Below are 13,071 nucleotides of genomic sequence, written 5' to 3'. Positions count from 1 at the left end.
TGCGGGGGTGGTCAGGGGGATGTGATCGATGCCATCTCGCTCCAGAACGCCGACCGGAACGCCGTCTACGAACACGTGGGCACGATCGCGGAGGCCTTCCAGCGTGAGCGGCTCGGGCGTCGTGCGCGGTCCGGGCACGTGCGTGCGGTAGACGGCGAGTCCGTAGTCGTGTCCGACCTCTTCGAAACTCAGCGGCGTCGCGGAGTGGACGGTGCCGCGAGTGAGCGCGTCCACGCAGGCGAGAAGCGGAAGGCGGTCGGATAGCGCGACTTCGGAATCGGGCAGACGTGTCGCGCCGACTTCAGGCATCGGAGGCAGCTCGGCGTATCTGCCGAGTACTTCGCGGAAGGCCCAGTACTTGGCGGACGGGCGGCCGTCCTCGGTCAGCGGCGCGTCGTAGTCGTACGAGGTGACGTCCGCCAGGTAGCCGCCGTGCGCGGGATCGTGGTTGGCGCCCGCGTAGAAGCCGAAGCTCGTCCCGCCGTGGGCCATGTACAGGTTGACCGATCCGCCACGGGCGAGCATGGTGTCGAGGATCTTGGCCGCATCGTCGGCATCGCGCGTATGGTGCTCGAGGCCGAAGTGGTCGAACCAGCCGTTCCAGAACTCCATGCAGAACTCGGACTCGCCCGGCCGAAGCCGGCTGAGCAGCTCGTACGCCTCAGCCGGACCACTTCCGAAGTTGAGCGCGACGCGGATGCCCGGGAGCGTGCCCGCGGTGAGCATCAACTCGGTCGGGCCGTCGGAAGTGATGAGCGGTACATCGATTCCGCGGCGTACCAGACCGTCGGCCAGATGGCGCAGGTACGCGGCGTCGGAGCCGTAAGAGCCGTACTCGTTCTCGACCTGAACCATGATCACATTCCCGCCGCGCGTCGCCTGGTGGGCGGCGAGCCGCGGAATCAGCTCGTCGAACCACGCGTCGACCGGGGCCAGATAGCGCGGATCGGCGCAGCGCAGCGGGATTTCGGCCTCGGCACGCAGCCAGGCGGGCAGGCCGCCGTTCTCCCATTCGGCGCAGATGTACGGCCCGGGACGCACGATCGCGCGCAGCCCGCAGTCGGCAGCGGTGCGCAGGAAGCCTTCGAGGTCGGCGAGCCCGGAGAAGTCGTAGACACCGGGCCTCGGCTCGTGCAGGTTCCACGGGACGTAGGTCTCGATCGTGTCCAGGCCCATGGCGCGCAGCAGCGTCAGCCGCTCCCGCCACTGCTGGGGCTGAACGCGGAAGTAGTGGATCGCGCCGGACAGAATCGGCTTCGGTCCCCCGGACAATGGGTCCCCCTACAAGCGGTGTATCGATACACGGTGAGTCGGTGAATGGTGAATCGATGCACCATTATCTACACGGCGTCAAGATCGGCTAGTTCATCGTGCTGATCCCTAGTCTGGTCGTGCGCGCGTCGACGCTTCGCGCACGGCCCTGGGCGGGGCCCCGAGCGTGCGCCGACAGGCCTTGTTGAACGCCTGAAGATCCGGGATGCCGACCGTCGCGGCGATTGACGCGATCGGCAGGGTCGAGGCGGTGAGCAGGTGGTGGGCCCGCTTCATTCGGCGCTCCCTGATATAACCGACCACCGTGCCACCGAACTGCGCCGCGAACAGCCTGGTGAGGTGGTTGTGGGACAGGCCGCAGTGGCGCGCGAGCGCGGCGACGCTCAGCGGGTCGGCCAGGTGCTCCTCGATGTACTCGGCCGCCGCCTCGACCGCCGGATGCCTGCGCGGCCTCGTGGCCTCGGCCGACAGCCCGGCCACCGTCCACAACACGGACCAGACGTGTGCCGCGGCCTGCCGGGATTCACCGTGGAGCTGCCCGCTCACCGCCCGCCGGAGTAAGCCTTCGAGTTCGGGCTTCGCGGGACCGGCGTCCTGCAGCACCGGTATGGCGCGCAGGTGGTCGCCTCCGCCGCCGATCGGACGGAAGTGCACGTAGAGGTGCGTGGAACGACCGCGGTACCAGTAGTCGACGACGCTTCCCGGTGGAGCGAGGCTCACGGTTCCGGGAGCCAAGCGCATTGCGATCCCGTCGACCGCGTAGTCGGCGCTGTAGTCGTACACGTGCAGCTGCCACAGGTTCGGCAGACGGAAGCGATCATGGTCCGAAACGACGCCGTGCACTCCGACGCCGATCGCGGCGATGTGCGGTGGTTGATGCAGCGGCAAGGTGAGCGGCATGGTCGGCGCCATGGTGAAAACGTACCAACCACGGTGAGCGCAGCCAATCCGCCGCCTGGGCCCTCGCTTCTACGGTTGCACTGTCTGAACCACCGCTTGCCTGAACGACCGCCCGCCTGAACCACCGCCACATGGATCGAGGTCACGATGACGATGCAGCCCTGGTTCCCCGACGCGAAGCTGGGGATCTTCATTCACTACGGGATCTACGCCGTGGACGGCGTTCCCGAGTCCTGGTCCCTGTTCAGCGGCCAGGTCTCGCACGAGGACTATATGCGGCAGCTCGACGGGTTCACCGCAGCCGCGTACGACCCGGACGCGTGGGCCGACCTGTTCGCGCGCGCCGGAGCCCGATACGCGGTTCTGACGTCGAAGCACCACGACGGCGTCGCGCTCTGGGACGCTCCGCACAGCGCGTACGACGTCGTGAAGAGCACGCCGGCCGGACGCGATCTGCTCGGGCCGTTCGCGGCGGCGTTGCGCGAGCAGGGGTTGAAGGTCGGCTTCTACTTCTCGCACATCGATTGGAACCACCCCGACTACCCGACGGTCGGCAACGACGACGATCCGGACGGGCGATCGAGGGGATGGAACGCGTACGCCCACGCGCCGCGCGGCCAGGAGGATCCCGCGCGTTGGGAACGGTTCCGCGAGCAGTACCACGCGCAGGTGTACGACCTGATCGACCGCTATCGTCCGGATCTGCTGTGGTTCGACGGCGAGTGGGAGCGTTCCGACGCGCAGTGGGGTGCGAAAGAACTCGGCGACGGCATTCTGCGGATGAATCCGGCCACGGTCATCAACGGCCGTCTGCGCACGCACGCCGATTACGCCACTCCCGAGCAGGCGCTGCCGTTCGCCGCACCGGACGGGCCGTGGGAGCTGTGCCTGACGATCAACGACTCGTGGGGCTTTCAGCATCGGGATACGAACTGGAAGAGCGCGCGGCAGATCGTGCGCTACTTCGCCGAGACCATCGGCATGGGCGGCAACCTGCTGCTGGATGTCGGGCCGCGGGCGGACGGCTCGATCCCGGCCGAGGCGGTCGAGCGGGTCGAGGCGCTCGGCGCGTGGATCGAGAAGCACGCCGAGGCCGTGTATGGCACCGGTGCCGGGCTGCCCGCGGGGCATCACTACGGACCGTCCACGATCTCCGCCGATCGCCGGACCATCTACCTGATCTGCGTCGACGACCCGCGCGGGCACCTCGCGGTACGCGGCTTGAAGAACGTGGTCCGGCGGGTGCGCGTCGTCGGCGGCAGCGGCACGGAGCTGGCCTTCCGGAAGTCCGATGCGCCGGACGACGTTCCTGACCACATGTGGATCGAGGCGCCGACGGCCGCGGATCTCGACGTGTCGGCGACCGTCATCGCGATCGAACTCGACGGCGAACTCGATCTGTACACGGGGGCCGGGCGCGACTGATCTCGATCGCCCGCCGCCGATCGCCCGTCGCCGATCGTTTTCCGATCGCTGTGCGCTCATGGTCGGTTAAGCTGACCCGAGCGCCCGCGGCGGGCGGGGAGCGGAGAGGCCGGCGGTGGGCGGGAAGATCGAGAGCAGGCATCAGCGCATACTGCAGCTCGTGCGGGAGCGCGGCACCATCAGGGTGACCGAACTGGCCGAGGAGCTGGGCGTTTCGCAGGTGACGCTGCGTCGGGACGTGGCGGCGCTCGAATCGGTCGGGCAGTTGCGGCGGGTGCAGGGCTCGGTGTCTTGGCCGACTGCTCCGCTGAGCGCGCGTGATGCCCGGCTGGCGCGGGCGCCGCGCGTCGCGGCACCGCGCGGGTTGACGATCGGCATGGTCGTGCCCACCGGCGACCGGTATTACCGGCTCGTCCTGCAGGGAGCCAGGGAGGCCGCGCTCGCGACGGGGGCGCGGCTGCGGATCGCGATCACGGAGTACACCGCCGAGCGTGATCTGCCGCTGATCGACCGGCTGCTCGGCGCCGGGGTCGACGGGCTGCTGCTGACGCCGTCCTGGAGCGCCGACGGTCCCACCTTCGAGGAGTGCGCGCCGTTCGCCGAACTGCCGGTGCCCGTCGTGCTCGTCGAGCGGCGGGTTCCGCTCGGGCTGCCCGGCGCCCATCTGGACCGGATCTGCTCCGATCACGCGGCGGGCGCGGCGTTGGGCGTCGAGCATCTTGCCGCACTCGGGCACGAGCGGATCGCGCTGCTCGCACGGCAGTCGCACACGATGCCGCACCTGCTGCGCGGCTACCACGCCGCCACGGCCGCATTCGGCCTTCCCGACCTCGCTTTCACTCCCCCGATCAGCGCCGCCGTCGGGATGGACCCGCCGGACGGAATGGAGTCGCAGACGAACCGGCTGCTCAGCCTGGTCGAGAACGGTGAGATCGACGCGGCGATCGTGCACACCGACGCCGACGCGATCAATCTCATCCGTAGGCTCCAGGCGCTCGGCCTGACGGTCCCTCAGGACATCGCGCTGGTCAGCTACGACGACGAACTGTCCGAGGTCTCCGACGTCGAGCTGAGCGCGCTGGCCCCGGCGAAGCGTGCGCTCGGCCGCGGGGCCGTGAACCTGCTGCTACGGCGGCTGGCCGAGCCGACGGCCCGCGTCACCCGGACCGAGCTCGAGCCGGAGCTCGTGGTGCGCGACTCGTGCGGGGCCACGTTGCGGTCTCCGCGACAGCCTTCGCGCAGAAAATGAACGAATTCTGATCGAAAGTTCGCTATCCGTTGACGGACGGATTCCGCTCACCCAGGATGAGCGACCAGCGGGGCCGCGGGGCGGCCCGCCAGCTCTGACCGTGAATATACGGTAGCTCATCACTACTTCCGCCCGACCCCCACTCGGGCGCGCGAACGGAGTCCGTCTCATGTCACACCCGAGGAAGCGTGTCGGCAGAAAGACCGCTGCTGTGTGTATCGCCGCCGCGACTCTCCTGGCCACTGCCGCCTGCTCCAGTTCCGGCGCATCGACCGGCGGCGACGCCGCACCGGCCGCCGCGGCCGCGACGTACACCGGCAGCGCCGTGGTGAACCTCTCCTACTGGTCCTGGACGCTCAACTCGCAGGCGGTGGTCGACGCGTTCAACGCGACCCACCCGAACATCCACGTTACCTACACGCATACCGTCAACGGCCCGAACGGCTACTCAAAGCTCTTCGACGCCTTCAAGGCCGGCGACGGTCCGGACGTGTTCAACTGCGAGTACGACATGCTGCCCGAGTTCGTCTCGCAAGGGCTCACGGCGAACCTGACCTCGTACATAGACGCCAAGACGCAGTCCGCGCTCGGCTCGGCGCTGCCGCTGACGACGCTCGGTGGCAGCACCTGGGCGGTACCGATCGACATCGAGCCGGCCGAACTGTGGTACCGCGCCGACCTGTTCAAGAAGTACGACCTGGCGGTGCCGACCACCTGGGCGCAGTTCCAGTCCGAGGCCCGGCAACTGGCGACGGTGGATCCCGGCGCGAAGCTCGGCGCGATCCCGATCGACGACCCGCTCTGGCTGGCGGCGCTGTCCGAGCAGGCCGGTGCCCAGTGGTACTCGACGTCCGGCGACTCCTGGAAGGTCAACCTGACCGACGCGGCCAGCGAGAAGGTCGCCTCCTACTGGCAGAGCCTGGCCGACAAGAAGCTGGTGCTCACAGTCACCTCGAGCTCGCCGTCGTACGGACAGGCCTACAGCAACGGCACCGTGCTCACCCAGATCGAGCCGCCGTACGAGGGCGCGTACATCAAGTCGGGCTATCCGAACGAGGCGGGCGACTGGGCGGTCGCACCGCTGCCGAATTGGAGCGGGGCCGCGACGGACGGCTCCGAGGGCGGTTCCAGCAGCGTGGTCGACAAGAACACGAAGAACCTCGCGGCGGCGGCCGAGTTCGCCGAGTGGCTCTCCACCAGCCCGCAGGCGCTGACGACCCGGATGCAGGGCGGGAAGTCCACCAGCCTGCCCGTCGACGCGAGTGCCGCGAAGGCGCCGGAGACCGCGTTCGACACCAGCTACTTCTACCAGCACCAGAACGTGTTCGACTTGGCGAACGCGGCGGCCGGCACGGTCTCGAAGTCCTGGATCTGGGGTCCGGAGGTGCCCGGCGTCGACACCGCCATGGCGACGCCGCTCGGCAAGGTCGGTTCGGGCGGGCAGTTGTCCGCCATGCTGTCCACCGGCCAGGGCGCGGCGCTGCGGCTGATGAAGAACGCCGGCCTGTCGGCCTCCGCGGGCTGAGGCGGCCATGGCGATCTCCTCAGCCGCCGTCCGGCGTCCGTCCCTCGGGGCGGATGCCGGGCGGGCGCCGCGCGGACGAGGCCACGGCCGTGCCGCCGCGATCCTGATGTCCCCCTTCTTCCTGCTGTTCACGGCCGTGACGCTGGCCCCGATCGGCTACGCGGTCTACCTGAGCCTGTACCGCACCGAGCGTTCGGGTCTCGGCTTCGGCGGCGCCTCCAACGTGTTCGTCGGGCTCGGCAACTACGGCAGGGCCCTGGGCGACTCCGTCTACCGGCTCGGGTTCCTGCACGTGGTCGAGTACGGCGTCATCTACGTGCCGACGATGCTGGCCGCCGCGATCGCCGGGGCGCTGCTGCTCGACAGCAGCCTGGCCAGGGCCTCACGGCTGTGCCAACTGCTGTACTTCATGCCCAGCCAGGTGCCCGGCATCCTGGCCGCGCTCATCTGGCTCTACCTCTACACCCCGCACGTCAGCCCGGTCATCAGCCTGCTGACGCACGTGGGCGCCACCCCGAACCTCGGCCAGACCGGCTGGCTGCTGCCGGCCATGGCGAACGTCGCGATCTGGCAGTACACCGGCTACAACATCGTCATCTGCTACGCCGCGCTCAAGGCGGTCCCGCGCGAGCTGATCGAGGCCTCCAGGGTCGACGGGGCGAGTGAGCTTCGCACGGCGCTCAGCATCAAGCTGCCGCTGATCGGGCCCGCCGCGACACTCGCCGGACTGATGACGATGGTCGGCGTGCTGCAACTGTTCACCGAGCCGCTGGTGCTCAACAGCATCGCGCCCGGGTCGATCGGCGCGCAGTGGAGTCCGAACCTCTACATCTTCAACGCGGCCTTCACCAACGACGACTTCGCGACCGCCGCGGCGGGATCGATCCTGTTGGCGCTGATCTCGGGCGCGCTGTCCTTCGTCGTCATCCGCGTCACCCGACGGTGGAGGGAGATCTCGTGAGCACCGAAACCCTCGAACGTGCCCGGACTTCGGCGCCCGGCAAGCCGCGCGCGACCGGCCGGCCACGGGGCACCTCCCGCCTGACGTCGAAGGCGACGGTCAACGCCGTGCTCCTGTTCGGCGTGCTGTACACGATGCTCCCGATGGCCTTCGTCGTCCTCGCTTCGCTCAAGTCCCCGGCGGGCCTGATCAGCGGCGACGTGTTCTCGCTGCACGACCTCGGACCGACTTCGAATTTCAGCGGGCTGGTCCACACGGACGGCGGCATCTTCTTCCGCTGGTACCTGAACTCCATCCTCTACGCCGGAGTGGGCGCGATCGTCACCGGGCTGGTCTGCGTCGCGGCGGGATACGCGTTCGACAAATACTCGTTCCGCGGCAAGGAGAGGCTCTACGCCCTCGTCCTGCTCGGCGTCCTCGTCCCCGGCACGGCCACGACGCTGCCGCTCTACCTGCTCGCCAACAAGGCGCACCTGGACAACACGATCTGGGCCGTGCTGATCCCGAGCTTCGTCAGCCCGTTCGGGGTATTCCTGGCCCGCGTGTTCAGCCAGTCGTACGTGCCGAACGAGATCCTCGAGGCCGCGCGCATCGACGGCGCCGGCGACCTGGGCGTGTTCCGTTCGATCGCGCTGCCGTTGCTCGGCCCCGGATTCGCCACGATCGCGCTGTTCCAGTTCTCGGCGATCTGGAACGGCTTCTACCTGCCGTACGTGATGCTCAACAACCAGAAGCTCTACCCGGTCAGCCTCGGCCTGTACATCTGGAGCAGCCAGATCAGCACCGACGACCCGACCATGCTCGGCCAGGTGATGACCGGCAGCGCCCTGACGATCATCCCGATCATCGTGCTGTTCATCTGCCTCCAGCGGTACTGGCGCTCCGGACTCACCGCCGGCGCCCTCAAATAACGCCCGTCGAATAACGCGACTCCGATCGAAAGCGCGATACCCCCATGCCTGAATCGCCCCGCATCCTCGCGGTCCTCAGCCCGAACGTGCCGTTCGACGACCTCTTCGACGCCGCCGCATGCACTCGGATCGAGTCCGTCGCGCGGTGGAAGACGCCGGGCCGGGCTTACGGCGCCGAGGACATTCCAGGGCAGGAACTCGCCGAGGCGGACGTCATCCTCGGCGGCTGGGGGATGCCCGTGCTCGACGACGCGTTCCTCGACCGCGCGCCGAATCTGCGGGCCGTGATCTACGCGGCCGGATCGGTCAAGCACTTCGTCACCGATGCGGTGTGGCGGCGCGGGATCCAGGTCTCGACCAGCGCCTGGGCCAACGCGCTGCCGGTGGCCGAGTACACCGTCGCCGCGATCCTGTTCACCGGGAAGAACGCCTTCGGCCTGCGCGAGCACTACCGCGACGCACGCTCCGAGGACGGTCTGCGCTCGGAATTCCGGCGCATCGGCAACTATCGCAGCACCGTGGGAATCATCGGGGCCTCGCGGATCGGTCGACGTGTGCTGACACTGCTTCGCGAATTCGACCTCGAAGTCCTGCTCTACGACCCCTTCGTCACCACCGAGGAAGCCACCGAACTCGGGGCGCGCAAGGTGGAGCTCGATGAACTGTGCGCGACGTGCGGCGTCGTCTCGATCCACGCTCCCGAACTGCCCTCGACCCGGCACCTGCTGGATGCGCGCAGGCTCGAACTCCTGCGCGACGGAGCGACGCTGATCAACACCGCGCGCGGATCCCTCGTGGATACCGACGCGCTGATCGCGCAACTGACGTCCGGTCGGCTGAACGCGGTTCTGGACGTCGTCGAGCCCATGCCCGCCGACGGCTCGCCGCTCTTCACGCTGCCGAACGTCTTCCTCACTCCGCACGTGGCCGGATCATTCGGCCGTGAACTGCACCGACTCGGCGACAGTGCCGTCGCCGAGCTTGAGCGCTACGCCTCCGGACAAGAGCTCGCCCACGCCGTGAGCCGCCGCGAACTCACCCGGAGCGCCTGACGAAAAGGAGGACCCTCAATTGTCCCCGTCAAGATCAGTTCCCCTCTCCCGCCGACGCTTCCTGTACGGCACCGGAGCCGCCGGTGTCGGCGCCGCACTCGCCGGGCACGCGTTGCCCGCCGCCGCGGCGGCGACGTCCACGGACGACTTCGCCACGATCCGCTCCCAGTGGGCCACGGTCATCGCGGGACCGACGATCGATCCGACGAACAGCGCGTACGCCACCGCACTCGCCAACCTCGACACCCAGGCCGGCGCAGCCCTCGCGGTACTCGAATCCTCGCCGACCACGGCGCTGTTCAGCGACCTGCCGCTCGGTTCGAACTCCGCCAACCTCACGGCGAGCCTGAGCCGCCTGGAATCCCTCGCGATCGCGTACGTGACTCAGGGGACGAACCACACCGGCGACGCGACGGTGCTCGAAGCGGTCCTCGCCGGACTCGACTACATCGCCACAGGTCCCTACGCGCCGGGCACCAAGCCGTACGGCAACTGGTGGGACTGGCAGATCGGCTCCAGCCAGGCGCTGGTGGACACGGCGAACCTCGTCCACTCCTCGCTGTCCGCGACGCAGATCGCGAACTACTGCGCGTCGGTGGACTCGTTCGTGCCCGACCCCACGCTGTCGCTGATCGTGAGCAACGGCAAGTACTACACGTCCACCGGAGCGAACCGGCTCGACGAGTGCCGTGCGGTGATCGTGCGCGGAGCGCTCGCCGCAGACGCGGCGAAGGTCGCCCAAGGCGCCGCGGGCATCTCCGACACGCTTCCGTTCGTCACCAGCGGCGACGGGCTGTACGCCGACGGCTCATGGATTCAGCACACGTATATCGCCTACACCGGCACGTACGGAGCGATCTGGTTCGGCGACCTCGTCAAGCTGATGGGCGCGCTCGCCGGAACCACGTATCAGATCACGGACCCGAACGTCGCGAACGTGTTCTTCGCGGCCACGAACGCCTTCGCGCCGCTCATCTACAACGGCCTGATGCTGGACGCCGTGCGCGGCCGCGCCGTCGCCCGCTCGACCGAACCCGACAACTCGGACGGGTTCGCCGCCATCCGCGACATGATCATGCTGGCTCCCGCCGCCACCGCCGAACTCGAAGTCGAACTCAAGAGCAAGGCCAAGGGATGGTTGCTGCGCTCGCCGTCTCAGATCAGCGCCAACACCTCGGTGGTGAACGTCGCGTACGCCGAGCAGATCCTGAGCGACTCGTCCATTCCCGCCGCGCCGGAGCCGACCGGCCACTGCCTGTTCTCGAGCATGGCCCGCGCCGTGCACCGACGCCCCGGCTGGGCGCTCGCGCTGAGCCTGTCCTCCGACCGGATCGCCTACTACGAGACCGACGGCGGCTCCAACCTGCACGGTTGGCACGCCGGCTCCGGGATGACCTACATGTACGTGAACGACGACAACACGCAGTACAACGACGCGTACTGGCCGACCGTCGACCCGTACCGCTTGCCGGGCACCACCACCTCGCAACTGCCGCTGACCAACGGCGAGGGCGGCGCGTACGGCGGAACGCGGCCCGCGAACACGTTCGCCGGCGGCGCCACCGACGGGGAATACGCGGCGATCGGCCACGACCTGCGCGGCCCCTGGTCGACGCTCACCGCGAAGAAGTCGTGGTTCTGCTTCGACGACGCCTTCGTCTGCCTCGGCGCCGGCATCACGTCCTCCGACGGCTACGAGGTCGACAGCATCATCGACAACCGCAATCTCGGCGCGGACGGCAGCAATGCCCTGACGGTCGATGGCGTGCCGCAGAGCAGTACCGCGGGGTGGACGAAGACGTTCACCGGCGCGCGCTGGGCGTACCTCGAAGGCGTCGGAGGATACGTCTTCCCAGGCGGCCGCGATGTCACGGCGCTTCGGGAGACGCGCTCCGGCGCGTGGCACGACATCAACACCGGCGACACGACCACCGAGAACACGCGCAACTACGTCACGCTCTACGCCGACCACGGCATCGACCCGACGAACGCCTCGTATGCGTACGCGCTGATGCCGGGCGCCCGCCGAACCGAGGTGCTCGCCCGCTCCGTCGACCGAGGCTGGCTCCAGATCCTGGCCAACACCGCCGCCGCGCAGGCCGTGGCCGTACGCCCGCTCGGCGTCACCGCCGCGAACTTCTACACCGCAGGCACCGCCGGAACGCTGAGCGCGACCGGCGCCGCCAGCATCCTGATCCGCGAGCACGGCGACGGAACCGCCACCGTCTGCGTTGCGGACCCGACGAGCACTGCCGCCACTTCCCTGATCGTCACCTGGGACCGACCCGTTCGTGCCGTCATCGCCCAGCCGGGCACGCTGACCGCGGCCGCCACCGGCCGTTCGCTCCAACTCACCTTCGGCGACCTGGCCGCCACCGCAGGAGCCACCCAGCAGGTCACCGTCGCCCTGGACTGATCCGCACCGAATCGAACCGACCCCACCTGACACCTATTGGCAAAGGAGCCAATATGCGTCGCGCTTTAGCCCTCATCCTGACCGCAACCGCTCTCACCGCGGGCGCCGTGGGCACCGCCGAACACCCCGCCCACGCAGCCTCGTTCGCCGTCTACTTCGCCAATGACGAACACGAATCCGCCGCCGACATCGAGCAGTACGGCGCCGCCGATTCCGCCACCGTGTACGACGACTGGAGCCTGAGCTGCTCGACCACGGGCTGCAGCAACGTCCCGAGCCAGTCCGTGTTCGAATCGAAGGTCCAGGACTACGTCAGCCTCGACAAGTCCGGGTCCACGCACCCGATCACGCTCGACTTCGAGAACATACTGCCCGTCAGTGCCACCTCCACCGCCCAGGCCGCCCAAGAGGTCAGCCTGTGGCACGAGCTGATCACCTGGGCCCACGACGCAGAACCGTCCGCCCCGATCGGCATGTACTCGTATGACTGGAACAGCGCCTACGCGTCGTACACCGCCGAGCTCTACGCGAGCGGGTACCTGGATTACTTTGCTCCCTCCATGTACAACCGCTGGTCGAGCACGAGCACCTGGGCGAGCGAGCTGTCCACCGCGGTCTCGAACGACCACTCCATCGACTCGGCACTGCCGATCTATCCGTACGTCGAAGCGATCTGGGACGACGGCAGCAGCGGTTACCTCAGTGGCACGGACTGGGATTCCGAGTTCCAGCAGATCGAGTCCAGGACCCAGGGCGTGGTCCTGTGGAACACCGGACCACTCTCGGACTCCACCGCCTGCGGATGGCTCGAGGCGTTCTCCTCGGAGATGGGCGGATTGACCGGAACCGCCAGTTCGGGGCCGCTAACCGTCAGCGACAGCACCTCGGGCACCGGATGTGTCGTGCCCTCAGGTGAGACCAGAACGGTCACGTTCACGCTCGCCAACGACGGATCGAGCACGAGCGGCGCGACCACGATGTCTGACGACACCGGCGGGCCGGACGGCATCACCCTCGGCGACTTCGAATACTGGGACATTCCCGCGCTCGCCCCGGGCGCATCCTACGGCCCGGACAGCGCGAACCTCACGGTTCCCTCCGGGGCGTCCGTCACCACCGCGCTGCTCTATCTCGACTACGGCACGGGCAGGCAACGCGTCGCCGTCATCATCAGCTGACCCGGGAGCCCCAGCCCCAGCCACCCGCCGCCACTCCCCCGCTCCCCTATCGCTCCTCACTGGCCCACCACCTGCGACTTCGATCAAAACGGATACCGGATATCCCATATCTCGGACGGCCCTTGACGCCCTCACGCCGCAGGCGAACACTACCGAACGTTCGGTCGGTTCGTCTGCAGCAA

General features: G+C 68.4%; 10 protein-coding genes. 8 read left to right on the top strand and 2 right to left on the bottom strand.

The genetic code is table 11. The annotated features are described in order from the left end of the window. Nucleotides 1–1,272 (bottom strand): beta-galactosidase family protein (locus tag VG296_RS19935; RefSeq protein WP_325567757.1); only part of this gene is annotated, 1,272 nt, incomplete at its 3' end. A 108-nt stretch (nt 1,273–1,380) separates the two neighbouring features. Next, the gene (locus tag VG296_RS19930) at nt 1,381–2,184 is read right to left on the bottom strand and encodes an AraC family transcriptional regulator (RefSeq protein WP_325567756.1); all 804 of its coding nucleotides are present in this window, start codon (nt 2,182–2,184) and stop codon (nt 1,381–1,383) included. Nucleotides 2,185–2,307: 123 nt separating this feature from the next. On the opposite strand from VG296_RS19930, the gene VG296_RS19925 reads away from it, so the two are divergent. The 8 genes from VG296_RS19925 (at nt 2,308) to VG296_RS19885 (ending at nt 12,889) form a co-directional block, all read left to right on the top strand. Continuing rightward, nucleotides 2,308–3,597: an alpha-L-fucosidase gene (locus tag VG296_RS19925; RefSeq protein ID WP_414641113.1), complete on the top strand. Its 1,290-nt coding sequence runs from the start codon at nt 2,308–2,310 to the stop codon at nt 3,595–3,597. Nucleotides 3,598–3,712: 115 nt separating this feature from the next. Continuing rightward, a complete protein-coding gene (locus tag VG296_RS19915) occupies nt 3,713–4,846 on the top strand; it encodes a substrate-binding domain-containing protein (RefSeq protein WP_349259630.1) in 1,134 nt (377 codons plus the stop codon). Nucleotides 4,847–5,015: 169 nt separating this feature from the next. After that, on the top strand, nt 5,016–6,371 hold the full coding sequence (locus tag VG296_RS19910) for an extracellular solute-binding protein (RefSeq protein WP_325567752.1): 1,356 nt from the start codon (nt 5,016–5,018) through the stop codon (nt 6,369–6,371). Nucleotides 6,372–6,378: 7 nt separating this feature from the next. Next, nucleotides 6,379–7,332 (top strand): sugar ABC transporter permease, encoded by a 954-nt coding sequence (locus VG296_RS19905; protein WP_325567750.1) that lies wholly within the window; start codon nt 6,379–6,381, stop codon nt 7,330–7,332. Then, the gene (locus VG296_RS19900) at nt 7,329–8,243 is read left to right on the top strand and encodes a carbohydrate ABC transporter permease (RefSeq protein ID WP_325567748.1); all 915 of its coding nucleotides are present in this window, start codon (nt 7,329–7,331) and stop codon (nt 8,241–8,243) included. Before VG296_RS19905 ends, VG296_RS19900 begins: the two co-directional genes overlap by 4 nt. Nucleotides 8,244–8,287: 44 nt before the next feature. Then, nucleotides 8,288–9,295 carry a hydroxyacid dehydrogenase gene (locus VG296_RS19895; RefSeq protein WP_325567746.1) on the top strand — a complete coding sequence of 336 codons (1,008 nt, stop codon included), beginning with the start codon at nt 8,288–8,290 and terminating at the stop codon, nt 9,293–9,295. A gap of 19 nt (nt 9,296–9,314) precedes the next feature. After that, nucleotides 9,315–11,711 (top strand): polysaccharide lyase 8 family protein, encoded by a 2,397-nt coding sequence (locus VG296_RS19890; RefSeq protein ID WP_325567745.1) that lies wholly within the window; start codon nt 9,315–9,317, stop codon nt 11,709–11,711. Nucleotides 11,712–11,764: 53 nt separating this feature from the next. Beyond that, nucleotides 11,765–12,889 (top strand): hypothetical protein, encoded by a 1,125-nt coding sequence (locus VG296_RS19885; RefSeq protein ID WP_325567743.1) that lies wholly within the window; start codon nt 11,765–11,767, stop codon nt 12,887–12,889. The last annotated feature ends 182 nt before the right edge of the window (nt 12,890–13,071 follow it).

The organism is Actinospica sp. (genome assembly GCF_035552695.1).
In the GTDB taxonomy this organism is placed as follows: Bacteria; Actinomycetota; Actinomycetes; order Streptomycetales; family Catenulisporaceae; genus Actinospica.
This window is presented reverse-complemented; position numbering and strand designations above follow the sequence as displayed.

What these genes read in the sequence shown, in the direction of transcription:
- VG296_RS19905 (WP_325567750.1), top strand. Translation starts at nt 6,379, where the DNA reads ATGGCGATCTCCTCAGCCGCCGTCCGGCGTCCGTCCCTCGGGGCGGAT.
- VG296_RS19930 (WP_325567756.1), bottom strand. Translation starts at nt 2,184, where the DNA reads ATGGCGCCGACCATGCCGCTCACCTTGCCGCTGCATCAACCACCGCAC.
- VG296_RS19885 (WP_325567743.1), top strand. Translation starts at nt 11,765, where the DNA reads ATGCGTCGCGCTTTAGCCCTCATCCTGACCGCAACCGCTCTCACCGCG.
- VG296_RS19910 (WP_325567752.1), top strand. Translation starts at nt 5,016, where the DNA reads ATGTCACACCCGAGGAAGCGTGTCGGCAGAAAGACCGCTGCTGTGTGT.
- VG296_RS19895 (WP_325567746.1), top strand. Translation starts at nt 8,288, where the DNA reads ATGCCTGAATCGCCCCGCATCCTCGCGGTCCTCAGCCCGAACGTGCCG.